Origin of the sequence: Myxococcus qinghaiensis (genome assembly GCF_024198215.1) — a bacterium.
Classification (GTDB): domain Bacteria; phylum Myxococcota; class Myxococcia; order Myxococcales; family Myxococcaceae; genus Myxococcus; species Myxococcus qinghaiensis.
On sequence record NZ_JAKCFA010000004.1, the window covers coordinates 323,732 to 347,686 of the forward strand.

Here is a 23,955-nt window from a genome sequence, read left to right on the forward strand (position 1 = left end):
TGTACGCTCGGGAAGCGCGCGGCTATGCAAAGTTTGCGACTCCGCAAGCGCTTGCGTAGCAGCGGCTTCAGCGGTGCGGGGCGGGTGTCACCAGTCCGACTTGCCCCGCAGCGTCTTCTTCTCCGACGTGCGCTTCTTGCCTTCCAGGCGTCGGCGCTTGGCGCCCGCGGTGGGGCGCGTGGCCCTGCGGACCTTGGGGACGAAGGTGAGGGCGCGCAGGCCCTCGCGGAGCCTGTCCAACGCGACGCCCTTGTTCTGGATCTGGCTGCGGCGCTCCGTCGCGGTGACGGACAGCTCCGTGGCCCCGTGGGTGAGGCGCACGCCGCTGGCCGTGGTGTTGCGGTGCTGGCCGCCCGGGCCCGAGGCGATGAAGTAGTCGACCTCGCACGCCTTCAGCAGGGCCTCGTCATCGAGCGCCAGGGCGTCCAGCGCGGCTTGTCGGCGTATCGGTGAGGTGGTCATGGCGTCTCTCAAGGTAGCCCTCGACGCCGGGCTCGTGCACCGACTGACTCGCTCCCGTCCGCCGCGTGCCCGGCCCCCGGAGCCACCCCTGTCTCCGCCCTCCGGCCGGGCATCTCTGGTTGAGAGGGTGGTCATATCAAATTGATATGAATGGGCGGCTCGTGGCGCCTGTTCTCTTGTGATTCCAGCAGGTTGAGTCATGGCCCGGCGGTTGCTCTATGGGTGGTCAGACGCGGCAAGCACGGGAGACACGAACATGAGCTTCAAGACCTGGACGCTGGATACGACGCACTCGACGGTGGGTTTCATGGTCCGCCACATGGTGGTGGCGAAGGTGCACGGCCGCTTCACGCGGTTCGAGGGCAAGGTGGTGGTGAACGGGGATGACCTGGCGCAGGGCTCCGCGGAGGTGAAGATTGACGTATCGAGCATCGATACGGGCGTGGAGCAGCGTGACAACCACCTGCGCTCGCCGGACTTCTTCGACGTGGCGGCCTTCCCCAAGCTCATCTTCCGCAGCACGCGGGTGCAGGACGCGGGCAAGGGCCGCTACCGCGTGGTGGGTGACCTGACGATTCGCGACGTCACGCGCGAAGTCGTGCTGGAGACGGAGCTGCTCGGGAAGGTGAAGGACCCGTGGGGCAACGAGCGGCTGGCCTTCCAGGCGAGCACCAGCATCGACCGCAAGGACTTCGGCCTCTCGTGGAACCAGGCGCTGGAGGCAGGCGGGCTGCTGGTGGGTGAGCGTGTGGATATCACCCTGGACGTGCAGGCGGTGGCGGTGGCCGAGGAGAAGGCGGCGTGAAGAAGCCGACGACGGGACGCCCGCTCACCCGCAGGTCCGTGGCGGGCGGCCTGGTGGTCGGCGCTTCGGGCCTCGTGGGAAGCAGGCTCCTGTCGCGCCCCGCAACGCGGGGTGGGGTTGATGCATCTGAATTGCAATTAGAAAGGAAAGGGAGGCAGGCGATGATCTCCGTTCGAAATGCAGAGGAAAGAGGCCATGCCAACCACGGCTGGTTGGACACGCACCACACGTTCTCCTTCGCGGACTACTACGACCCGGACTTCATGGGGTTCAGGTCCCTGAGGGTCATCAACGAGGACACGGTGGCGCCCAATCGCGGGTTCGGGATGCACCCGCACCGGGACATGGAAATCATCACCTACGTGCTGGGCGGCAAGGTGGAGCACCGCGACAGCATGGGGACCGAGGCGGTCATCAAGCCCGGCGAGGTGCAGCGGATGAGCGCGGGGACGGGCGTGGTGCACAGCGAGATGAACAACTTCGGGGAGCCCCTGCACATGCTGCAGATCTGGGTCGTCCCGAACGAGAAGGGCCTGAAGCCGGGCTACGAGCAGAAGGCGTTCGACGCGAAGGAGCGTCAGGGCCGCTTCCGCGTCGTGGCGTCGCCGGACGGGCGCGAGGGCTCGCTGACGGTGCACCAGGACCTGGTGCTGCACGGCACGCTGTTGGGCGCGGGGGAGAAGGCGGAGTACGCGCTCGCTCCGGGACGGCACGCGTGGGTACAGGTGGCGCGGGGTGCGGGCACCCTGAACGGGGTGAAGGTGAAGGCGGGTGACGGAGTGGCGGTGTCGGCCGAGGACACGCTGGTGCTCACCGCGGAGACGCCCGTGGAAGCGTTGCTGTTCGACATGGCCTGAGCGCGACGAAACGCTCGGACGTACCTGGGCCGGGTGGCGAGGGCTTCATAAGCCCCTGCTCCCCGGCCCTCGTGCGTTTCGAGGCGCGAGGGCTTCCCCTTGGCTAGCGGACGTTGAGCGTGAGGCCCGTCTTGACCTGGCGCCCGTCCTCGCTGGTGGCGACGATGGCGATGGGGATGGGGATGCGCGTGGTGCTGGTCTGCGTGTCGATGTTGAAGTTGACGGTGGTCTGCTCCGGCGTCACGACGAGGGGCGTGGCGGTGATTCGCAGGGTGGGGGATTCGATGCTGAGGGTGACAGGGCCCGCGAAAGGCGCCGTCCGGGTGATGGTGACCCGGACGAACTCGCTCTGGCCCGCGAAGAGCTCCAGCTGTCGGTTCTCCAGGGCGATGGCGAAGTCCGGCTGCGTCTGGGGTGGAGGCTGGACCACGACGTAGAACGTGGCGCCCGACTCGATGTCATTCACGGCGTTCGTCGCCAGCAGCAGCATCCGCTGGGTGCCTGTCACCTGGATGTCCTGGGCGACGGTGAGGGTGACGGGGGTGGTGACGAGCGTCTCTCCGGCGGGGAGGACGACTTCGGGAGCCAGGGTGATGCCCTCGGGCTCGGACTCCAGGTTGACGCGCAGCTCCCCGAGCTCGTCTCCATCGCGCTCCAGGGTCAGGTCGAACTGAGCGGACTCGCCAGGCGCGAGGCTGACCACCTCGGGCGCGGTGATGAGGATCTGGTAGTACGGCGAGTTGCTGTTGCAGGAGGCGGCGAACAGGCAGCCGAGGATGAGGAGGCTTCGGCGGATGACGGGCATCATGGTCGTGGATCTCCCGGGGTCGTCGCAGCATGAAACCGCCGCTCCCGCCGGGCAAGCCGGCTGGAGGGCCAGCGTGCGCGGAGCGACACCGGCGGAAGGTGGCGACGCATCAACCCTCGCGCCGCCCGGGCATTCCTAGGGGTGGGCGCGGGGCGTCGTGTCCGGGGCGTAGAACTTTGGGCGGGGTGATTCGTTCACTGGGACGAACGCGCGCGCAGACCTCTTCCCAGCTTCCCTCGCAGACCCCCTTCCCGGAGTACGTCATGGACCTCAAGTCCCTGTCGCGGGCCATGCTGTCGGCCGCGCTCGCCACCACCTTGTCCGCTGCCCCCGCCCTGGCCGAGTCCGTCGTCCCCGAGCCTCCCAGCACCCGGGCCGCCAAGACGCCCCCTGCGGTGAAGCCCGCCCAGGAGCAGCCCCCGGTGGTGAAGCCCGCCCAGGAGCAGCCCCCGGTGGATGCGAAGGTGAAGGCGGCCCGCCCTGAAATCGAGGTGGTGTTCGTGCTCGACACGACGGGTTCGATGAGCGGCCTGCTGGAGGGCGCGAAGGCGAAAATCTACTCCATCGCGTCCCGCATCGCGCAGGGACGGCCCACCCCGCACCTGAAGGTCGGCCTGGTGGCGTACCGGGACGTGGGGGACGACTACGTGACGAAGCGGTTCGACCTGAGCGACGACCTGGACACGGTGTTCGCGAACCTGCGGCGCTTCGAGGCGGGCGGCGGCGGTGACACGCCCGAGCACGTGGGCCGTGGCCTGGGCGAGGCCGTGTCGAAGCTGTCGTGGAACCAGGACCGCTCGGTGATGAAGGCCATCTTCCTGGTGGGCGACGCGCCTCCGGCGAAGCACAACGACGACTGGGACTTCAAGTTCTGGGCGAAGCGCGCCCGGGAGCAGCACATCGTGGTGAACACCGTGCGCTGCGGCTCGGACGAGGAGACGCAGGTGGCGTGGAAGTACGTGTCGAAGCTGACGGACGGCACGTTCGACTCCATCGACCAGTCGGGCGGCATGGTGGCGGTGGCGACGCCGTACGACGCGGAGCTGTCGAAGGTGAACGCGGCGCTGGCGTCGAAGACGCTCTACACCGGCAAGGCGGAGGTGCAGGCCGCGAACAAGGCCCGCGCGGACGCCATGGCGGAGCTGGCGCCGGAGGCCGCGGCCGAGCGCATCAGCTACATGCGCAAGACGAGCAGGGGGGGTAGTGGCTCGGCGGGAGCTCCCGCGCCGAGCAGCGCCCCCAAGGCCGTGGGCGGCGCGGTGGACCTGGTCGCCGCGCCCGCGTCGCTGGCGAGCGTGAGTGACGACGAGCTTCCCTCCGAGCTGAAGGGCCTGAGCGTGGAGGGACGGGCGAAGAAGGTGCAGCAGCTCTCCGACGAGAAGAAGGCGCTGGAGACGCAGGCCTCCAAGCTCGCCGCCGAGCGCGAGGCCTGGCTCGCGAAGAACCGTCCGGAGAAGGAGGACGCCTTCGACGCCAACGTGATGAAGGGCGTCAAGGCCCAGGCCGCGAAGCACGGCGTGACGTACTGAGCCCTCGCCCCGCGCCACTCGCAGCAGACATCCGAGGGGCCGTGGTCCGCTTTCCCGAGCGGCCACGGCCCTTCGAGCTATTCGCGCGTCACGGCCTGGAGGATGGCCTCGCGCCGCCGGTCCAGCAGGCGCAGCGCCAGGGGCAGCGAGGCCCGGTAGATGACCAGGTTGAGGCCCGCGCACAGGGCAATCATCGCCGCGGACTGCCAGGACGGGCCGTCCTTGCCCACCAGCTTCAGCGCCCAGCCAAAGGGCATGCAGCCGATGCTGGCCGCGAAGATGCCCAGCATGGACGCCGTCAACGGCACCTTGTCGCGCCGCTTGAGGCTCGCGTGGAACTTCACCGGGAAGTACAGCGAGAGGAAGTTGCCGGCGGCCATCAAGATGGGCACCACGCCCAGCACCGCGGCCAGGGCGCAGGCGATATCCACCGCCGTCCCGAAGCCGAAGTACACGCGGTAGAAGACGGCCACCAGCAGCGCCATGCCGAGCGCCGCCGCCGCCTGCACCTGGTTCTTCGCGCGCAGCACGTCCGCCAGGTTCAGCGGCGCCGCGAGGAACGCCGCGAAGCCCTGCCCGTCGTAGGCGAACGTGTTCTGGGAGAACGTCGACGCAATCACCACCGCGCCGTAGATGCACAGGCCGCCCATCAGCCACGCGTCCGCCGAGCCTCCCAGGAGGAAGACGAACAAGTCCCGTCCGGACAGGAGCTTGAGCAGGATGGCCAGGATGAAGGGCACCGACGCGAGCAGGCGCGCGCGGGGGTTGCGCCACAAGTCCAACGCCTCGCGCGTCACCAGCGTGGTGAAGCGGGTGCGCGTGCGCTCGAACGGGTTCTTGTCCTTCGCGTCCTTCTGCTGCGGCCCCGCGCGGCCCGACTGCCGGTGGAAGCGCATCAGCAGCGCGTACGCCACCGTCATGCCCATGGCCGCGAAGAACAACAGGCCCAGCGCCTCCGCCATCGCCACGCGCGGACGGTACCAGGCGAGCTGTCCCAGGCCGTCTCCGAAGAAGCCCGGAGGAACGCGCCCCAGCGCCACCGCCGCGTTGATGATGAGCGACATGTCCAGCGCGTCCACGCCGTCCTCGCCCACCGCCGTCAGCCACGAGGTGTCGATGGGCGGGATGAACGACGCGGCGACCAGGAACGCCAAAAGGCCGCCGCCCATGATTTCGGCGCTGCGCTTCTCCCGCAGCACGTTGATGACGGCGTACAGCGCAACCCGGCTCCACGCCGCGCACAGGAGCGCGAACAGCACGTAGAGCACCACCGCCAGCCACGGCGCCCACAGCGGGTAGACGGAGGCGAAGCCCAGCGCGGCGCCCGTGAGCGGCGCGTAGAACACCAGCGCGCGCGGCTCGAAGAGGCTGGCCACCGTGGAGGCGATGAGCAGGCGGAAGGGCGAAATCGGAAACGCCGCGTACCGGCTCAGCTCCGAGTGGTCATCCACGCCGGCGGACAACAGCGGCCACGTCACCCACACGGAGAAGGTGACGAAGCACAGCAGGTTGAGGATGAAGTACGGCCAGACGTCGCTCTCCACGACGGGCTTGAGCCGCATCAGCGCGAAGAAGAACAGGCCGAAGAACACGCCTGGCGCGCTCGACGCGAGGAACGAGCCCACCGCGAGCAGGCGGCTCTTGCCCGGCCCCTGGTTCAACCCGATGTTGAAGCGCAGCCCCCACAAGAGCCACAGGTGCCGGAAGAAGCCGGGAACGGCGGGGCGACTCATGCCGGCTCCCGCAGCGGGACGACGGGGGCGGGTGCCTCGCCATAGAACGACAGCCGCGCGTTGCGCGACGAGGGCACGGCGATGAGCTTCTCGAACACCGCCTCCAGCGAAGAGCAGTCGTAGCGCTGGAGCAGCGACGACACCGGTCCCTGGTCCAGCATGCGTCCGGCCTGGATGATGCCCGCGTGGGTGGCCAGCCGGTCCGCGATCTCCAGCACGTGCGTGGTGAGCAGCAGCGTCACGCCGCGCCGGCTCAGCTCGCGCAACAGCTCGCGGATGACGCCCGCCGCCAGCACGTCGATGCCCTCGAAGGGCTCGTCCAGCAGCACCAGCTCCGGCGCGTGGATCAACGCCGCGGCGATGGCGAGCCTCCGCCGCATGCCCTTGGAGTACTCGGAGACGAGCGAGCCCGCCTTGTACGTCAGCTCCGTCAGCTCCAGGAGCTCCGTGGCCCGAGCGGCGGCCTCGTCGCCGTCCAGGCCGTACATGCGCGCGCAGAAGGTGAGGTACTGCCGGCCGGTGAGCCGCTCGAAGAGGCTCAGCTCCTCCGGCACCACGCCCACGCGACGCTTCACCTCCATGGGCTTCTGCACCGCGTCCACGCCGAGCATGCGGATGGTGCCCGCGTCGGGGCCGTACACGCCGGTCAGGAGCGCGATGCTGGTGGACTTCCCGGCGCCGTTGGGCCCCAGGTACGCATAGAAGGCCCCCTTGGGTATCTGGAGGTCCAGGCCGTTGAGCGCGGTGAAGCCACCGAAGCGCTTGAGCAGCCCGCGCGCGTCGACGGCGAGGTCATCGGAAGGGGAGGGCGTCATGAAGTGACGCCATCACACCCGAGCCCGACCCCCGGCGACAATCCCCACCCGGCGCACCGGGCACGGAATCCTCAGTGGACGAAGGCCATCTCCGGCGGGCCGACGATCTGCTGCACCGTCAGCCGCACCTTGTCCAGGTCCACCGGCTTGGAGATGTAGCCCGCGGCGCCCACCAGCTCCGCCTCCCACTCGAAGCCGTAGCCGGAGATGATGATGACGGGAAGACCCCGGGCGCGCGGCATCTTCTTCAGCGCGTCCAGAAGGCCCCACCCGCTCATCACCGGCATGCGCAGGTCGAGCAGGACGGCGGCGGGCATGTCGCCCTCCAGATGGTCCAGCGCTTCTCGGCCGTTGGCGGCCTGAACGGTTCGGTAACCCAGCTCCTCGAGGGCATCGCAGATGAGAATGCGGTGACTCTCGTCGTCATCGACGACCAGGATGTGGGACATGGCAGGGCCTCAGAGGGGAGCTGCGGCGTCTCAAACCGCGGGATTCTATGGGCGGCAAGATGGGAACGGGGACTTCATTCCGGAAGGGGGCGCCCCACTTTTCAACAGCCAACCCCCCTCGCGATGCAACCGGTTTCCAACGAGGCCCCCGGGGCCCGAACACGGCTACTCCCGGGGCTTCTTCTCCATGTCTCCGGACTCGTCGGACCCGTTGTCCGTCCGCCGCAGATACGTGTTGTGCGCATAGCCCTGGCGCGACAACCGCTGCGACTCGATGGCGTCCGCGACCTTCGTGCAAACCTGTCCCAGCAGGCGCAAGGACTCCGCCAGCAGCTTCTCGGCGTGGTCCTGGGCGTCGGCGGCGGCGATGGTGGTTCGCTCTTTGCGGAACAGCCCTGGCAACTTCATCCCTCCGAATCTAGGAGACCCCGCCGCCTGGCGCCACCGTCCCCGAAGGCGCTCGCCGGTCCCCAGGGACCTGTCCCGGCCTCGGACTCGGCGCCGCCTCGCTCCCTTGACAGGATTGACTGGCTGGCAAATTTACAGTTTTGAGCAGCCATCCCTGATGATCTGCCCGCCAGCCCCGGAACTGTCGCGTAACCCACGGGAATTCAAAGGGCTTAACGAATTTTCAAGAGGGGGGATGACAGCGAGTTAATTCGTCCTTACATTGGTTCTCGTCTCATTGCTGCGGAGGAATTGCGCATGGCTTACGACGGCGAGCTGGTGAAGATGGAGAACGGTCGCTGGGCGCGGTTCCAGCGGTGCCAGGTGTACCGCCCGGGTGTGGCGGACGCCGGCGAGACGATGCTGCTCATCGCGGTGGAGCTGGAGGAGCGCTATCAGCTTCTCCTCGACGGGGCGGCGGATTCGCTGGCCCAGTACCGCTTCCAGGGCGTGCCCGTGCAGGTCCGGTTGGATCCGGACGCGCAGGCCATCACCCTCCAGCCGGAAGTCGCCGCATCCGTACCCGCCGTGCACTGACTCCGCGCTCCCCGTGAGCGCCGCGGTGCGGGTTTGACGGATTCACAACACAAGGGGCCTCGCGATTCACATCGCGGGGCCCTTTGAATTTACAGCCCCCGGCGGGATGCGTCAGCGGCCCTCCAGCCACCGCGAATATGCCCCGAAGTCGTAGCCCCGGCCGAGGAAGTCCCGGACCAGGTCCGCGGCGTCCTTGGAGCCGCCCGGCGCCAGGACGGTGTCGCGGTAGTGGTGGGCCGTCTCCACGTCCATCAGCCCGTGCCGCTCGAAGGGCGTGAGCAAGTCCCTCGCGATGACGAGCGACCAGAGGTACGTGTAGTAGAGCGCCGAGTAGTCACCGTCCAGCTGGGTGAAGGCGAGGTGCGCGTACGTGCCGCTGACGGCGCGGAAGGGCAGGTAGCGCTCCTGGAGCGCCAGGACGCTCGCGGTGGAGTCGGTGCCCGCGGGGTCCCCCGAGTGCAGGGAGAGGCTGACGGCGGCGTAGAAGAGCTGCTGGCGCACCCAGAGCCCCTTGCCGAAGGAGTCCGCGCGGCGCATCCGGGAGATGAGGTCTGCGGGCAGCGGCGCGTCCGTGTCGATGTGCCGGGCGAAGCGCTGCAGCGACTCCACGCTCCAGGCCCACTCCTCCAGCACCTGCGCGGGGGCCTCCACGAAGTCGACCTCCGTGCGCGTGCCGGACAGGCCCGCCCAGCGCACCCGGCCGCCCAGGATGTGGTGCAGCAGGTGGCCGAACTCGTGGAAGAACGTGCGCACCTCGGAGTGCTGGAGCAGCGCGGGCCGCGCGCCGGGCCGGGGGAAGTTGCACGTCAGGACGCCCTCCGGCAGGGACCTGCCCGCGCGGCCGACGGCCAGGTCCCACTGCGCCGCGTGGGTGTACTTGCCGGGGCGCGGGTGCATGTCCAGGTAGAAGCGGCCCCGTCGCTCGGCGCCCTCGTAGACGTCCCAGACCTCCACCTCCGGGTGCCAGACGGGCGCGTCCAGCACGCGGCGGTAGGTGAGGCCGAAGAGGCTGGCGGTGAGGTCCATCACCCCGCGCTTCACGCGCGTGTATTCGAAGTACGGCCGCAGCTCGCGCGAGTCGAAGCGGTACTGCTCGGCGCGCACCCTGTCCTCCAGCCACGCCTGCTCCCAGGGCTCCACGCGGGTGGCGTCCGGCACGTCCCGCTGCTTGCGCTTCAGCAGCGCGGCGTACTCGGAGCGCATGCGCCCGTCCACGGCGGTGGCCAGCTCTTCGATGAAGTCCGCCGCCACGCGCTCTTCGCGCACCATCTTGTCCTCGGCCGCGTAGGCCGCCCAGCTCGGGTAGCCCAGCAGCGTGGCCAGCGCGTGGCGCGCCTGGAGCATCCGCGAAAGCGTGTCCAGGTTGCGCGGGTGGCCCCGGCGCCGTCCCAGGCGCCACAGCGCCTCGCGCGTCGCCGTGTCTTTCGCGTACGTCATGAAGGGCCCCAGGTCCGAGGAGTCCGTGGCCAGGCGCACCAGGCCATCCGGGCCGGGCGGGTGGGCGCGCACGTAGTCCTCCGGCAGCCCCGCCAGCGCGGAGGGCGCGACATCCAGGTGCCGCACGTCCTCGTGGATGTGGCGGCTGAACTCCTGGCCCAGGACGATGAGCTCCTCCTGGAGCACGCGCACGCGCTCGCGGGTGGCCTCGTCCCGGTCCACGCCCGCGCGCTGGAAGCCCCGCAGCACCCGCGCCACCCAGCGGCGCGTCACCGCGTCCTGGCGGGCCACGTCCAGCGCGGCCAGCACGTCGTAGACGCGGCGGTCCAACGAGATGTCCGTGCGAACCCGCTCCACGGCTTGCTCGCACCGCTCCGCGGCGGCCCGGAACGCGGCGTCCGGATGCACGTTGGCGCCGATGCCCGAGCGCCCGACGATGTCGTCCAGCAGCGCCATCGCGTCGTCATACGTGGTGAGCAGCGCCTCCGTCGTCGCGGGCCGGGCGCCGGGCGTCGTCAGCCGCGCCACCGCGCCACGGGCCTCCTGGATGTCGCGCCGACACGCCTCCATGAAGTGCTCGGGGGTGGTGGCCAAGAGCCGCCCTGCCTCCGGCGCGAGCGGCCCTCGTGTGTCGCCCGCGCGAGCGGGTGTCCGGGCCGACGTGCCCAGGCACCCCGCGAACATGACGGCGACAATGACGAAGGTGGAACGCAAAGGGCCCTCCCGAACCGGAGTGTGAAAACCGCGACGGAGCCTGGGGCTTCCCCGTATGCGCTCACCGTAAAAGGACGGCCAGGGGTATGTTTTGTTGCAAAAATTCACCCCAGCTGGAGTCGGGCGGTGAAGTGCGATGCCCGGAAGGGTGAGTCGATGTGGGGCCGGGCGCGGCCCGGGTGGCTCAGGTTCCCACCTGGAAGAAGGTGGCGGCGTTGTCGCGGGCGACGCGGCGCACGACGCGCTCGGAGAGGCGGGCCTTGGAGAGCAGGTTGGCCACGCGCGCGAGGCCGAGGATATCACCGGCGCCGTCTCCGGCGTCGGAGTTGAGCACCAGCCGCTCACTGCCCAGCTTGCGCACCAGGGCCACGGCGCGCTCGGCGGCCAGGGCCTCCGGGTGCAGGGTGAGGCCGGCCCAATGGCCCACCTCCAGGATGGTGCGCACGGTGCGGGCGGTGGCGTGGTCCACCAGCACGCGCGAGGGCAGCACGCCGGACTGGCGCAACAGAATCAGGATGCGGCGCGTGTGGCGCTCCTTGTCCGCCAGGGGCGTGTGCACGACGACGCGCAGCTTGAGGCCGCGCGCCAGCGCGAGCTGCTCCAGGAACGCCTCCTCTTCCTCCTCTCCGCCCGCATGCAGCCCCGTCTCGCCCAGCGCGACGACGCGGCCGCCCTGGAAGTAGTCGGGCAGCGCGGAGAGGACCTCCGACATGCCGCGCCGGGGGATGCAGCGCGGATGGACACCCAGCGCGGCGTACGCGCGGATGCCCACCTTCTCCAGCCGGGGGAGCTGCCGCTCGACGATGTCGTCGAAGTGGCGCAGCAGGGCCTTGGAGGTGGGCTCCGGGAAGTGGTGCGCCACCACGAGCGCCCGCTCCACCCCGAAGAAGCGCATCGACTCGAGGTCCTGGTCGCTCAGGCTCTCGGGGTGCAGGTGCGCGTCGAAGATGGGCAGGGGCTCGGGCACGGTTGTTCTCAATCCTGTCCCAGGGAGAGGCCCTCGTTGCGCGGGTCGCTCGCGGAGAAGCGCAGGCCTGTCTTCGGGTCGATGAACACCGCCTCCGCGTCGCCCCACTGGTCCACGCGGCGCACCTTGTGTCCCTTGGCCTCCAGCGCCGACAGCGTGGCCGGCTCCAGGCCCCACTTGTCCACCCAGAGCTCGTCCGGCAGGTACTGGTGGTGGACGCGGCCCTCGTTCACCGCGCGCGCCACGTCCATGCCGCTGTCCACCATGTTGCTGATGACCTGGATGACGGTGGTGGGGATGGTGGAGCCGCCGGGGCTTCCCACCGCCAGCATGACGCGCTTGGGGTCCTCCTTGGAGAACACCAGCGTGGGCGACATGGAGGACTGGGGCACCTTGCCGGGCTGAATCGCGTTGGGCTCGCCGGTGACGAGGCCGTATGCGTTGGGCACGCCGGGCTGCGCGGCGAAGTCGTCCATCTCGTCATTGAGCAGCACGCCGGTGCCCTTGGCGACGACACACGAGCCGAAGCCGTAGTTCACCGTGGCCGTCAGCGCCACCGCGTTGCCCTGCTTGTCCACGACGGAGATGTGCGTGGTGTTCTTGCGCTCCGGCTCCGGCGTCAGCGTCACCGGCTTGTCCGTCAGCGTGGAGCCCTGCGTGCCCGGCGTCTGGGGAAGCAGCGCCAGGCTGGACGTCACCTTCTTCGGGTCGATGGAGCCCGCCAGGTCCGCGATGTGCCCCTTGGAGATGAGCCGCGAGGTGGGCACGTCCGCGAAGTCCGGGTCGCCCAGGTACTTGGCGCGGTCCACGTACGCGCGCCGCAGCGCCTCCACGTACAGGTGCACCGCCTCCGGGTCCCTGAAGCCGAAGCCCTGGGGGCGCAGCTGCTCCAGCGCGCCCAGCACCTGGAGCACCGCCACGCCGCCCGCGCTCGGCGGAGGCATGGTGAGGATGCGGTGGCCCCGGTAGCTGCCCTCCAGCGGCTCGCGAGGGCGCGTCTTGTAGGACGCCAGGTCCTCCAGCGTGAGCACGCCGCCGCCCGCCTTCACCGTGTCCACGATGCCCTTGGCGACAGCGCCCGTGTAGAAGCCCTTGGCGCCGCTCTTCGCGACGGTGGACAGCGTGCGCGCCAGGTCCGGCTGGCGCAGCAGGTGGCCGATGGGCGGGACGACGTGCTCGCCCTGCTCGTTCTTGACGAGGAAGACGCGCGTGGCCTCCGGGTCCTTGCGCAGGCACTCCAGCCGGCCCTCCGCCATGCTGCGGTAGCGCGGCGTCACCCACAGGCCCTTGCGCGCCGCTTCGATGGCCGGCGCCAGGACGACGGCCGGGGGCAGCGTGCCGTGCGTCTTGAGCAGCTCCAGATAGCCCGCCACCGCGCCCGGCACCGCGACGCTCAGCACGCCGTCGGTGGACAGCCCCGGCACCACCTTGCCGTCCTTCAGGAACATGTCGCGCGTGGCCGCCTTGGGGGCGACCTCGCGGAAGTCCAGCACCCGCGTGGCCCCGGTCTTCGCGTCATGCACCAGCGCGAAGCCGCCGCCGCCCACGCCCGAGTGGTACGGCCCGACGACGGCCGCCACGAAGGCCGCCGCCACCGCCGCGTCCACCGCGTTGCCGCCCTTGTCGAGCATCTTCAGCGCCGCTTCGCTGGCCGGCGGATACGCCGTGGCCACCGCGCCCCCTCGATACGGCCGCGCCGCGTGGGCCACACACGCCATCAGCGCGAGCGCCACCACCAGACTTCGCACCGTCGCCTCCAGCACCCTCGCGCTCATGCGCGGGGCTTGCTTCTCGAAGCTCGTGTCGTTCACGGAGTCCACCCCTCCTGGGGCGCAATCAATACCTTGGGGCTGGCCTTCGTCGCGGATGATGTGTTACCCGGCGGACACTTACCCACACCTGGGGGCCGGGACTCGGGGGCGCCGCACCGACTACACCTCTCCCGGTATGCACGAACTGTCCGCCTCGGACCATGATTTCAACTCCGCAACATTTTTCCTCTTGGATTGTTATTCAAGAGGGTGCATCCTTCCCCTGTCATGAGTCGCGACTGGGGGAGCAAATGAGCGCACCGGTCACACCTGAGAAACCGACCCGGACCGGGTCTGTTCCGCCCTCCGGCCGCGTCACCCTCTTCCTGAAGCCCAGCTTCGGAATCACGGTGAAGAGCAACGCGCTGTGCGTGGCCGTGAGCGCGAAGCCGCGACCTGACAACACCTCCGAGACTTCGGAGCCTCGTGCGGTTGACGACTCGATTCCCTGTCCCTAATTCTCCGCCGCATGACAGCTCTGTCGGCGGTGGTGTTGTGTGCGGGCAAGGGCACGCGGATGAAGTCGAAGAAGGCGAAGGTCCTTCACGCCATCCTCGGAAAGCCCCTGTGCGCCTATCCCCTGAAGCGAGCGCTGGAGCTTGGCGCCTCCACGGTGGTGCCCGTCGTGGGCCATCAGGCGGAGAGCGTGGAGAAGGAGGTCCGGGCGCTGTTTCCCGATGCGCCCCTGCGCTTCGCGCTCCAGCGTGAGCAGCGCGGGACGGCGGACGCGGTGCGCTCGGCGGAGGAGGCCCTGAAGGGGTTCTCCGGCCGGGTCCTCATCCTGTACGGAGATGTGCCGCTCTTGCGCCGGGAGACGCTGGCGGCGCTGCTCGCCGCGCACGACGCCGCGGGCGGGGTGCTGGCCATGGTGACGACCCAGCTGGACGACCCCACGGGCTACGGCCGCGTCCTGCGCGAGGGCGGCCAGGTGGTGCGGGTGGTGGAGCAGAAGGACGCCACCGCCGAGCAGCGCGCGGTGAAGGAGTGCAACGCGGGCATCTACTCCGTGGATGCGGCCTTCCTCTGGAAGGCGCTGGCCGAAATCAAACCGAACAATGCGCAGGGCGAGTACTACCTGACGGACCTGGTGGAGCTGGCCTCCAGGCAGGGCCGCGTGGGCACCGTCGTCGTCGACGCCACGGAGACCGCGGGCGTGAATGACAAGGTGGAGCTGGCCGCGCGCGCCCGGGTGCTCCAGCGCCGCATCAACGAGGCGCACATGCGCGCCGGCGTCACCCTGTTGGACCCCGACACCACCTTCATCGAGGAGGACGTGGTGGTGGGCGCCGACAGCGAGGTGGGCCCCGGCGTCATGCTGACCGCGGGCACCGTGGTGGGAGAGAACGTCACCATCGGAGCGGGCTGTGTGGTGAGCGCCTCCACGGTGGCGGAGGGCTCCGTGCTCAAGCCCTACTCCGTGCTGGAGGAGGCGAAGGTCGGCGTGCGGAACTTCATTGGCCCGTTCGCCCGCCTGCGCCCCGGAACGGAGCTGGCCGAGGATGTGCATCTGGGAAACTTCGTGGAGACGAAGAAGGCTCAGATCGGCAAGGGCAGCAAGGCCAACCACCTGACTTACTTGGGCGACGCCAAGATTGGCGCCGGCTGCAACGTCGGGGCGGGCACCATCACCTGTAACTATGACGGGGTGAACAAGAGCCTCACGGAGCTGGGAGACGGGGTCTTCATCGGCTCCGACACCCAGCTCGTCGCTCCGGTGACGGTGGGGGATGGCGCCTACGTGGGGGCGGGAACCACGGTGACGAAAAATGTGCCGCCCGGCAGCCTCGCTGTGTCACGGGCGCCACAGGTGACGAAGGAAGGCTGGGTGGCCGCGAAGAAGGCGCGCCGCGCGGCGAAGGGCGGTTGAGCTCGGATTTGGCACTTGCTTGGGGAGCGGCCTGACAGCCACTCCCAGAGAAGTATGGGTATCCCTCGGTTTGCTCCGGCGGGCGTGGGCGTGAGAGAGAGGTCTGCATATGTGCGGGATTGTTGGTTACGTTGGTGACAAGGAATCGGCTCCCATCCTGGTGTCCGGGCTCAAGAAGCTCGAGTACCGGGGCTATGACTCGGCGGGCGTCGCGGTGGTCAATCGCAATCAGCTCAACGTGGTGAGAGCCACGGGCAAGCTGCGCAACCTGGAGAACCGGGTGGTGGCGGACCAGCCGCAGGGCAACATCGGCATCGGCCACACCCGCTGGGCCACGCACGGCCGTCCCTCGGACGAGAACGCGCACCCGCACACGTACAAGAACGTCGCGGTGGTGCACAACGGCATCATCGAGAACCACCTGTCGCTGAAGACGCAGCTTCGCGCCAAGGGCCACGTGTTCTCCTCGGAGACGGACACGGAGGTCTTCGCCCACCTCATCTCGGATGAGCTGGAGGCCGGCAAGGAGCTGCCGGACGCGGTGCGCGGGGCCATTGAACAGGTGAAGGGCACGTACGCGCTGGCGGTGGTGAGCGCGACGGACCCCCACCGCATCGTCTGCACGAAGAACGCGTCGCCCATGGTGCTGGGGTTGAGCGAGGGGCAGAACTTCATCGCCAGCGACGTGCCCGCGGTGCTCGAGCACACGCGCGACATCGTCTACATGGAGGAGGGTGACCTGGCCATCGTCACCGCCGCCAAGGTGGACATCTTCAACCGCCAGGGTCATCCGGTGAACCGGGCCACCCGCCGCATCGACTGGACGCCGATGATGGCGGAGAAGGGCGGCTACAAGCACTTCATGCACAAGGAGATCTGGGAGCAGCCCCGCGCCGTCGCGGACACGCTGCGCGGCCGGATGCTCCTGACCGAGGGCGACGTCCACTTCGAGGGCTGGAACCTGACGCCCGAGAAGGTCCGCTCGCTGTCGAAAATCACGATTCTGGCGTGCGGCACGTCGTGGCACTCGGGCGTGGCCGGCAAGCACATGATTGAGACGCTGGCGCGGCTCCCGGTGGAAGTGGAGCTGGCGAGCGAGTTCCGCTACCGCGACCCGATTGTGGAGTCCTCGCACCTGGCCATCGCCATCAGCCAGTCGGGTGAGACGGCGGACACGCTGGCGGCGTTCAAGGAGGCCAAGGCGCGCGGGGCCACGGCGATGGCCATCTGCAATGTCATTGGCAGCGCGATGACGCGCGAGGCGGAGTTCTCCGTCCTCACCAACGCCGGCCCGGAGATTGGCGTCGCGTCCACCAAGGCGTTCACCACGCAGCTGGTGGCCTTGTACCTGCTGGCGGTGAAGCTGGGCCGCATGCGCGGCACCCTGTCCGTGGCGGCGGCGCAGGAGCACCTCACCCATCTGACGGAAATCCCGAAGATGATTGAAGAGGTGCTCAAGTGCGAGCCGGCCGTGAAGCGCGTGGCCCGTGAGTTCATGAACTCGCAGGACTTCCTCTTCCTCGGCCGCGGCCCCATGCACCCGGTGGCGCTGGAGGGCGCGCTGAAGCTGAAGGAGATTTCGTACATCCACGCGGAGGGCTACGCGGGTGGCGAGATGAAGCACGGCCCGATTGCGCTCATCGACGAGAAGATGCCGGTGGTGGTCATCGCGCCGAAGAAGCCGCACGTGGCCTACGAGAAGATCATCGGCAACATCGAGGAGGTCCGCGCGCGCGGCGGCAAGGTCATCGCCGTCATCGACGAGGACGACGACCAGGTGGCGGGGCTCGCCGACCACGTCATCCGGGTTCCGGCGGCGTGCGCGCTGCTCGCGCCCGTCATCGCCACCATTCCGCTCCAGCTCCTCGCGTACCACGTGGCGGAGATGCGCGGGAATGACGTGGACCAGCCGCGCAACCTCGCCAAGAGCGTGACGGTGGAGTAGTCGCCGCTCGGAGGCCCTGACGTACGCGAAGCCCGGGTTCCCCCTCGAGGGAACTCGGGCTTTCGTCGTCTCGGGGACAGGCCTGCGTGAGGGGGCTGCTCAGTCCTGCTGGGACAGCTCCATCAGCAGCTCCAGGTCCTCGGCGGCGTCCATGCTCTCCAAGAGCTCCAGGTTCTCCACCACCTCGCGATCCTCCTCGGACAGGGTCGTCGTGGGCCGGGAGGGCTCGCGGGCCGGAGTCCTGGCGGGGCCCGGGGGGAGGGGAGTTTCCTCGGTGCGAGGCGTCTCGGACTGGCCCGCGCCCAGGGCTCGCGGGGTGTCGGTTTGCTCGGGAGTGGGACCCGCGCGCGGGGAGGCGGCGAGCGCGATGCCGACGCGGCGGCCCAAGTCACGCTCCATCGTCGGCACCGGACTCGCGTCGGCGAGCGCGATGCCGACGCGGCGGCCCGAGTCGCGCTCCGTCGTCGGCGCCGAACTCGCGGCGGCGAGCGGGGCCGCCACGAGCGCCATGAAAAATACCAGCTGCGCGGCGGGCCTCACCGGCGCCGCCTCTCGCGAACGCGCTCCCGCATCTCCTGGCGCTGCTCCGGCGTCATCTGCCGCCAGCGGCGCATGTTCTCCATCAGCTGCTCGCGCCGCTCCGGGTTCTCCTTCAGATACGCCTTCATGCGCTGGCGCATCTGGGTGCGCCGCTCCGGGTCCATCTTCCTCAGCTCGCGGGCCTGCTCGCGCAGGGCCTGCCGCTCGGCGGCGTTGAGCTTGCGCAGCTCGCGCTGGTTGGCGCGCAGCCGCTCGCGCTCCTCGGGCGGCAGCTTGCGCCAGCGCTCCAGGTTGCCCCGGATGCGCGTCTGCTCGTCGCGGGGCAGCGACTTGAACTCACGCAGCTTCCCGCGCAGCGCCTCCTTCTGCTCCGGCGTCATTTTCTCGAAGCGCTCGGCGGCCGTGGCCGGGCGCTCCGTCTCCGCGCGGGCGCCCGTGCCCGTCAGCAGCGCCGCCACCAGGCCCAGCGCCATCCACGTCCGGCCCGTCATTGCGCCACCTCCAGCTCGTGGAGGCTCGCGACGACCTCCAGGTCCTCGGGGCTGTCGAGCCCCAACAGCTCGTAGTCCTCGACCAGCTCCAGGTTCGCCGCCAGCTCCATCACCGCCGGGTCCTCCAACTCCTCGGGCGCCTCGGGGCCCGGTCCCACCACCACCAGCGCCAGCCCCACCGCCACGGCCAGGCCCGCCGACGGCACCAGCACCCCGGGGCGCAAGAGCGTCCTCAGCCGCTCCCACCACGGCACCGGCAGCGCATCCAGCTTCGCCAGCACCGCGCGCCTCGTATTCACGGAGGGCACGAAGTCCGGCAGCTCCGCCACCCTCGCCACCGTGTGGCGCAGCAGTGCCTCCGTCGCGCGGCACCCGGTGCAGCCGCCCAGATGGGCCTCCACTTCCACGCGGCGGGCCGCGGGCAGCTCGCCGTCCACGTAGGCCGTGAGGTCTTCCTCGAAATGACAGCTCATCCCCTGCTCCTCGCGGGCACGGTGCCCGCCTGCAGCTCTTCAATCCTGCGCGCCACCGCCAGCGTCGCGCGGTGGATGAGGCTCTTCACGGCGGACTCGCTGGCCTCCAGCGCCTCCGCGATGTCCCGGTACGCCATGCCCTCGAAGCGGCACATGGTGAAGGCGGCGCGCTCCCTGTCGCTCATGCTCCGCAGCGCGTCTCCCACCGCCCGCTCCAGCTCCCGTCCCGCCAGCGCCTGGTCCGGCCTGTCGCCGTCCGGCCCCGCCATCTCCACGCCTCCCGTCTCCTCCCCGTCCGGTGCCTCGGAGGACGTGTGGGCCACGCGGTACTCCCCGCGCCGTACTTCGTTGAGACAGTGATTGGTGGCCACCCGGAACAGGAACGTCTTGAAGCGCGCCGTCGGCTGGTACGCCTTCGCGTTGCGGTAGAGCTTCACGAAGATGTCCTGCGTCAGCTCCTCCGCCCGCTCCCTGTCGCCCACGAAGCGGAAGGCGAACCGCGCCACGCTCGCGTGGTAGCGGTCGAACAGCCAGGCAAACGCCCGACGGTCCCCCGCGGCCACCTTCAGCATCGCCTGTGCGTCCGAATCCACGTCCACGGTCGACTACAACCCCGTCACCCAGAAGAAGTTGCGGTCAGCGTCGCTTTGAACCGCGCCCGCCTCCGTGGATACAGTCTCCGGGTGTCGGACGCCACGCGCAGCACACATGCTCCCATCCCCCGGCCCGACGAGGGCCCGGGCGAAGAGCGCCTGGCGGACCTCGCCGCGTGGGCTCCGGCTCCGTCCGAGGCGGCCAGCCGCCCCACGCCCCCGGTGGAGCTGCCCCTGCCCGTGCTGGTGAGGGTGGAGCAGGCCGTGGGGGCCTCCGAGGCGGACCGGCCCGAGGCCGCCTCGCGGCTCAATGAAGTCCTGGCGCAGCTGGCCAGCGGCGGCGGGGAGCGGCAGGTGGCGGACACCCTGCACCGGCTCCTCGACGGCGGGAGGCTGGACGGGCTGGTGGACGCCGAGGGGCGCTCCTGCCGCGCGGTGGCGGTGGAGTCGCTCTTGTCCCTGGGCTTCCCCTATGCCCTGGAAGTGGAGCCCGACGACCTCAAGCACCTGCGCGCCAACGCCGCGGCCCGGTCCGGCGGCGGCCAGGCGGGCCGCTTCGACTTCGGGCCTGGAGTGCCCGCCACGGTGCTCGCGGGCGGAGTGCTGGCCCAGGTGATTGAAGAGCTGCTGCGGCCGGGCGTGGTCGAAGGCACGGTGACCTTGCAGGTGGGCCTGGGCGTGCTGGCCATGATGGCCTTGTGGCTTGCCCCTCCTCGCAGTCCCGTGTACCGCCTGGGCCTGGGCCTGCTGGCCCTCGTGTCGGGCTTCGGGCTGCTGCTGGCCCTGGGGTCGGCGGGCCACTCCGGCGCACTGTGGGCGGGTGTGGCAGGGGGTGTGGCCGTCCTCCTGGCTGCCCTCCGCGAGAGCTAGCTGCCCGACAGGATGCAACACGGATGTCAGAGGGGTGGACTAGGGTCTACCCATCGCGTACTAAAAGCGCGTTCAGGTGAGCCGGGGTGGCTCGCCAATACAAGGAGCCAAGGGAAATGGCCGTGAATCAGGAGAAGGAAAAGGCGATCGAGCTGGCGATGTCCGCCGTGGAGCGCCAGTTCGGTAAGGGTTCCATCATGCGGCTCGGCAACGACGAGCCCATGGTGCACGACGTCCAGGCCATTTCGACGGGCTCGATCTCCCTGGACATCGCCCTGGGCGTGGGCGGCGTGCCGAAGGGCCGAATTGTCGAGATTTTCGGACCGGAGTCCTCCGGCAAGACGACGCTGTGTCTCCACATCGTCGCGGAGGCGCAGAAGCGCGGTGGCATCTGCGGCTACGTGGACGCGGAGCACGCGCTGGACGTGGGCTATGCGCGCAAGCTGGGCGTGCGCACCGACGACCTGCTCCTGAGCCAGCCGGACACCGGTGAGCAGGCGCTGGAAATCACGGAGATGCTGGTGCGCTCGGGCGCCATCGACGTGCTGGTGGTGGACTCGGTGGCCGCGCTCGTTCCCAAGGCGGAGCTCGAGGGCGAGATGGGCGACGCGCACATGGGTGTGCAGGCGCGCCTCATGAGCCAGGCGCTGCGCAAGCTCACGGGCACCATCTCCAAGAGCCAGACGTGCGTCATCTTCATCAACCAGATTCGCATGAAGATTGGCGTGATGTTCGGCAACCCGGAGACGACGACGGGCGGCAACGCGCTGAAGTTCTACGCGTCCCAGCGCATGGACATCCGCCGCATCGGCGCCATCAAGAACGGCGAGAACGTGGTGGGCAGCCGCACCCGCGTGAAGGTCGTGAAGAACAAGGTGGCCCCTCCGTTCAAGGAGGTCGAGTTCGACATCATGTACGGCTCGGGCATCTCCCGTGAGGGCGACCTCATCGACCTGGCCTCCAACGACAACATCGTGGAGAAGAGCGGCAGCTGGTTCTCCTTCAACGGAGAGCGCATCGGCCAGGGCCGTGAGAACGCGAAGGACTACCTGCGTGAGCACCCGGAGATCTCCAAGGAGATCGAGGCGCGCGTGCTGGAGAAGTACGGCATCGCGAAGGGCCCGGGTGGCGCCGCCGCTCCCGCCGCGGAGGAGGCACCCGCCGAGGCCGCCACCGAGAAGCGCCCGCGCGTGAAGGCCGTGAAGTGAGTCGGTGAGACGGTGGCTCCTCTTGAGCCGCCGCTCGACACGCCGTTCCGGGGCTGTCCTCTCCAACCGAGGGCAGCCCCGTCGTGTTTCATGCGCATGGCGTGAGTCAGCTGCGGCGCCCGGTAGCTGACACGGTGCGTTGTGTCGGACGTGTGGCGGGGATGTTTCCGGAGTGATGGATGGGCGCCTTAGACTCTCGCGCGCGGGTCCTTCACCCGCGTCCCCATTTCGGGAGTCCCGCCTTGTTCGACAGATTGAAGCGTCGCAGCTTCCTGCAGGCCGTGGTCGCCGTCGCGGCAAGCACCTCGTTCGGCTGTTCCGACGACAACGACACGCCGTCCAATGACGGCTCGAAGTACTTCCCCCAGTCCATCTGCTCGGGTGACCCACGTCCGGACAGCGTGGTGCTGTGGGTGCGCGCGGTGAACCCCGACAACGCGGGCGCGGACACGCCGGTGCGGCTGGAGGTGTCGACGAGCGAGAACTTCGGCAGCCTGTTCCTGGACCGGAGCTTCTCGGCGCTGGCGGCCAATGACCATGCGCTGAAGGTGAAGGTGACGAACCTGTCGCCGCGCACGACGTACTACTACCGCTTCACCTTCGAGACGGGCGGACAGAAGTACACGACGGCGACGGGCCGCACCCGCACGGCGCCGGCGGCCGGGGACGACGTGGCGGTGAAGTTCGCCTTCGCCAGCTGCCAGGACTACATCGGCCGTTACTACAACGCGTGGCAGCGGTTGCTGCAGCTCGACGAGGACCTGGACTTCGTCGTGTTCCTCGGTGACTACGTCTACGAGACGACGGGTGACCCGTCCTTCCAGTCCGGCGGCGACACGCGGGCGGTGGTGTTCAGCGAGCCGGAGAAGGCGCTGAAGGTGGGCGTGGGGCTGACGGCGTTCTTCGCGGCCAACTCGCTGTCCAACTACCGCGACCTCTACAAGACGCTGCGCACGGACAAGGTCATCCAGAAGGTCCACGAGCGCTACCCGTTCATCGTCATCTGGGACGACCACGAGTTCTCCGACGACAGCTGGGGTGCCAACGCCACGTACCTGGACGGGCGCGCGCCGGAGCTGCAACTGGAGCGCAAGCAGAACTCCGAGCGGGCCTTCTTCGAGTACATCCCGCTGGACGCCGCGAACGCGGCGGAAGGCGCCATGGACCCGGCGGCGGCGCCGGTGTACCCGAACACGCTCGTCTACCGTGACTTCGAGTTCGGCAAGGCGCTGAAGCTGGCGGTGGCCGACTACCGCACCTTCCGTCCGGACCACCCCATCCCCGAGGACGCGTACCCGGGCAAGGTGGCGGTGCCCGCGCAGCTGCTGGGCCTGGCGCTGCCGACCCTGCCCGCGCAGGTGCAGGCGCTGCTCCAGACGGAGACGTTCGCCTACGTGGACATCGACGCGGCGGAGAACGCCACGCAGAAGGCGGTGTTGCAGGGCGTGTACGTGCAGCAGGCGATGGGCGCGGGCCTTACCCAGGAGGAGGCCTCGGCGAAGGCCGCGTTCTGGGTGAAGGGCGGGCAGTCGCTGTTCTACGTCAACCAGGTGCTGACGGCGGTGAACACCGGGCGCGCGGCGGCGCAGCTGCCCTTGATTCCGCTGCTCTCCGCGGCGGGCGCGCCCCGGGGCCTGGCCTACGTGCACATGGGCAAGGCGGGTCTGTTCGGCATCCAGGGCTCGCGCTACATCGTGGTGAAGCCCATCTACGACTTGTTCTCGGCGCTCACCTACAGGGCGTCGGCGGGAGCGTCGGAGGACGTGCTCGGCCAGGCGCAGCAGGCGTGGCTCCAGACGCAGCTGCGGGCGACCAACACCTGGAAGATTGTCGTCAGCTCCGTGTCGATGACGTCCATGGTGTTCGACCTGACGCAGAAGCCCGACATCGGCGAGGCGACGCTGCGGCAGGCGTTCTACTTCAGCGTGGACCAGTGGGACGGCTTCCCCACGAAGAAGCAGGAGCTGCTGAAGTTCGTCCGGGACAACCAGGTGTCGAACGCGATGTTCATCTCCGGCGACATCCACGCGTCGTTCGCGTCGGAGGAGTCGGGGGTGCCCACGCTGACGGCGCCCGCGATTACGTCAGGCTCCATCAAGGAGCTGGCGGGCCTGGCCGTCATCGGCGCGGGCTACGCTCCGAACAGCCCCATCTACCGGTACGTCGTCACCGAGCTGAACGAGTCGCTGATGGCCTCCAACCCGGGCATGCGCTACGTGAACGGCGACGCGCACGGCTTCGTGGTGATGGAGCTGAAGGGCTCGCAGGCGCTGGCGTCCTACCACCTCATCCCCAGCTCCGAGGTGGCGAAGGACTACTCGGTGCGCGCCGACGGCGACCTGGCGGCGAAGTTCACCCGCGTGGACTTCCGCATCGAGAACGGGACGATTACGAAGCTCTGATTCCGTGACACGCACCCTCGCCATGCGAGGGAGGTGACGAGGGCCGCGCCGGGGGCGATGACGCTTCTGGTGGCGGCCCTCGCTGTGTCTCGGGCGTGAGTGCCGTTGCACCCAGGTGTGCGGGATGTGGCGTCCGTCTAACCTGATGACAGGCCGAGCCAGGTGGCTCGGTGCGGTGGGTTGCATTCATCGGGA

Annotated in this window: 22 protein-coding genes; 9 read left to right on the forward strand and 13 right to left on the reverse strand. The window is 69.3% G+C overall.

Annotated features, from left to right (window positions below):
- Positions 1-87 precede the first annotated feature (87 nt).
- On the reverse strand, positions 88-462 hold the full coding sequence (locus tag LZ199_RS08895) for a peptide chain release factor family protein (protein ID WP_163866532.1): 375 nt from the start codon (positions 460-462) through the stop codon (positions 88-90).
- A gap of 256 nt (positions 463-718) precedes the next feature.
- On the opposite strand from LZ199_RS08895, the gene LZ199_RS08900 reads away from it, so the two are divergent.
- Both LZ199_RS08900 and LZ199_RS08905 read left to right on the forward strand, forming a co-directional pair.
- The gene (locus LZ199_RS08900) at positions 719-1,267 is read left to right on the forward strand and encodes a YceI family protein (RefSeq protein WP_253993214.1); all 549 of its coding nucleotides are present in this window, start codon (positions 719-721) and stop codon (positions 1,265-1,267) included.
- Between the two features lie 161 nt (positions 1,268-1,428).
- Positions 1,429-2,124 carry a pirin family protein gene (locus LZ199_RS08905; protein WP_253993215.1) on the forward strand — a complete coding sequence of 232 codons (696 nt, stop codon included), beginning with the start codon at positions 1,429-1,431 and terminating at the stop codon, positions 2,122-2,124.
- A gap of 103 nt (positions 2,125-2,227) precedes the next feature.
- Here LZ199_RS08905 and LZ199_RS08910 read toward each other — a convergent pair whose 3' ends face one another.
- On the reverse strand, positions 2,228-2,932 hold the full coding sequence (locus LZ199_RS08910) for a hypothetical protein (RefSeq protein WP_253993216.1): 705 nt from the start codon (positions 2,930-2,932) through the stop codon (positions 2,228-2,230).
- 263 nt (positions 2,933-3,195) lie between these two features.
- Here LZ199_RS08910 and LZ199_RS08915 point away from each other — a divergent pair, with 263 nt between their 5' ends.
- Positions 3,196-4,461 carry a vWA domain-containing protein gene (locus LZ199_RS08915; protein WP_253993217.1) on the forward strand — a complete coding sequence of 422 codons (1,266 nt, stop codon included), beginning with the start codon at positions 3,196-3,198 and terminating at the stop codon, positions 4,459-4,461.
- Positions 4,462-4,538: 77 nt separating this feature from the next.
- On the opposite strand, the gene LZ199_RS08920 is transcribed toward LZ199_RS08915, so the two are convergent.
- From LZ199_RS08920 to LZ199_RS08935, 4 genes are all read right to left on the reverse strand, one after another.
- Positions 4,539-6,194 carry a hypothetical protein gene (locus LZ199_RS08920; protein ID WP_253993218.1) on the reverse strand — a complete coding sequence of 552 codons (1,656 nt, stop codon included), beginning with the start codon at positions 6,192-6,194 and terminating at the stop codon, positions 4,539-4,541.
- Entirely contained in the window at positions 6,191-7,009 is an 819-nt protein-coding gene (locus tag LZ199_RS08925) for an ABC transporter ATP-binding protein (protein WP_253993219.1), read from the reverse strand. Before LZ199_RS08925 ends, LZ199_RS08920 begins: the two co-directional genes overlap by 4 nt.
- A gap of 71 nt (positions 7,010-7,080) precedes the next feature.
- On the reverse strand, positions 7,081-7,458 hold the full coding sequence (locus LZ199_RS08930) for a response regulator (RefSeq protein WP_253993220.1): 378 nt from the start codon (positions 7,456-7,458) through the stop codon (positions 7,081-7,083).
- Between the two features lie 165 nt (positions 7,459-7,623).
- A complete protein-coding gene (locus tag LZ199_RS08935) occupies positions 7,624-7,866 on the reverse strand; it encodes a hypothetical protein (protein ID WP_253993221.1) in 243 nt (80 codons plus the stop codon).
- A 297-nt stretch (positions 7,867-8,163) separates the two neighbouring features.
- On the opposite strand from LZ199_RS08935, the gene LZ199_RS08940 reads away from it, so the two are divergent.
- Positions 8,164-8,442, forward strand: coding sequence for a hypothetical protein (locus tag LZ199_RS08940; RefSeq protein ID WP_253993222.1), 279 nt, complete (start codon positions 8,164-8,166; stop codon positions 8,440-8,442).
- Positions 8,443-8,553: 111 nt separating this feature from the next.
- Here LZ199_RS08940 and LZ199_RS08945 read toward each other — a convergent pair whose 3' ends face one another.
- From LZ199_RS08945 to ggt, 3 genes are all read right to left on the reverse strand, one after another.
- A complete protein-coding gene (locus LZ199_RS08945) occupies positions 8,554-10,449 on the reverse strand; it encodes a M3 family metallopeptidase (RefSeq protein ID WP_407667185.1) in 1,896 nt (631 codons plus the stop codon).
- A 328-nt stretch (positions 10,450-10,777) separates the two neighbouring features.
- Entirely contained in the window at positions 10,778-11,560 is a 783-nt protein-coding gene (locus LZ199_RS08950) for a TatD family hydrolase (protein ID WP_253993223.1), read from the reverse strand.
- An 8-nt stretch (positions 11,561-11,568) separates the two neighbouring features.
- A complete protein-coding gene (gene ggt / locus LZ199_RS08955; protein ID WP_253993406.1) occupies positions 11,569-13,335 on the reverse strand; it encodes a gamma-glutamyltransferase in 1,767 nt (588 codons plus the stop codon).
- A 493-nt stretch (positions 13,336-13,828) separates the two neighbouring features.
- On the opposite strand from ggt, the gene glmU reads away from it, so the two are divergent.
- Both glmU and glmS read left to right on the forward strand, forming a co-directional pair.
- Positions 13,829-15,238, forward strand: a complete 1,410-nt coding sequence (gene glmU, locus LZ199_RS08960) for a bifunctional UDP-N-acetylglucosamine diphosphorylase/glucosamine-1-phosphate N-acetyltransferase GlmU (protein ID WP_253993407.1) — start codon at positions 13,829-13,831, stop codon at positions 15,236-15,238.
- Positions 15,239-15,347: 109 nt separating this feature from the next.
- Positions 15,348-17,183 (forward strand): glutamine--fructose-6-phosphate transaminase (isomerizing), encoded by a 1,836-nt coding sequence (gene glmS, locus LZ199_RS08965; protein ID WP_253993224.1) that lies wholly within the window; start codon positions 15,348-15,350, stop codon positions 17,181-17,183.
- A gap of 99 nt (positions 17,184-17,282) precedes the next feature.
- Here glmS and LZ199_RS08970 read toward each other — a convergent pair whose 3' ends face one another.
- Genes LZ199_RS08970 through LZ199_RS08985 form a run of 4 tightly spaced genes read right to left on the reverse strand, consistent with a single transcriptional unit; the run spans position 17,283 to position 19,286 of the window.
- Positions 17,283-17,693, reverse strand: a complete 411-nt coding sequence (locus LZ199_RS08970; protein WP_253993225.1) for a hypothetical protein — start codon at positions 17,691-17,693, stop codon at positions 17,283-17,285.
- 26 nt (positions 17,694-17,719) lie between these two features.
- Positions 17,720-18,214, reverse strand: a complete 495-nt coding sequence (locus tag LZ199_RS08975; RefSeq protein WP_253993408.1) for a DUF3106 domain-containing protein — start codon at positions 18,212-18,214, stop codon at positions 17,720-17,722.
- A complete protein-coding gene (locus tag LZ199_RS46460) occupies positions 18,211-18,687 on the reverse strand; it encodes an anti-sigma factor family protein (protein WP_267145143.1) in 477 nt (158 codons plus the stop codon). The genes LZ199_RS08975 and LZ199_RS46460 overlap by 4 nt, the downstream gene beginning before the upstream one ends.
- Positions 18,684-19,286, reverse strand: coding sequence for an RNA polymerase sigma factor (locus LZ199_RS08985; RefSeq protein ID WP_253993226.1), 603 nt, complete (start codon positions 19,284-19,286; stop codon positions 18,684-18,686). The genes LZ199_RS46460 and LZ199_RS08985 overlap by 4 nt, the downstream gene beginning before the upstream one ends.
- Positions 19,287-19,370: 84 nt before the next feature.
- Between LZ199_RS08985 and LZ199_RS08990 the strand changes: the two genes are divergently transcribed.
- The 3 genes from LZ199_RS08990 (at position 19,371) to LZ199_RS09000 (ending at position 23,760) form a co-directional block, all read left to right on the forward strand.
- Positions 19,371-20,150 carry a hypothetical protein gene (locus LZ199_RS08990; RefSeq protein ID WP_253993227.1) on the forward strand — a complete coding sequence of 260 codons (780 nt, stop codon included), beginning with the start codon at positions 19,371-19,373 and terminating at the stop codon, positions 20,148-20,150.
- 116 nt (positions 20,151-20,266) lie between these two features.
- Entirely contained in the window at positions 20,267-21,358 is a 1,092-nt protein-coding gene (gene recA, locus LZ199_RS08995) for a recombinase RecA (protein WP_253993228.1), read from the forward strand.
- Positions 21,359-21,600: 242 nt separating this feature from the next.
- Positions 21,601-23,760: an alkaline phosphatase D family protein gene (locus tag LZ199_RS09000; protein WP_253993229.1), complete on the forward strand. Its 2,160-nt coding sequence runs from the start codon at positions 21,601-21,603 to the stop codon at positions 23,758-23,760.
- The last annotated feature ends 195 nt before the right edge of the window (positions 23,761-23,955 follow it).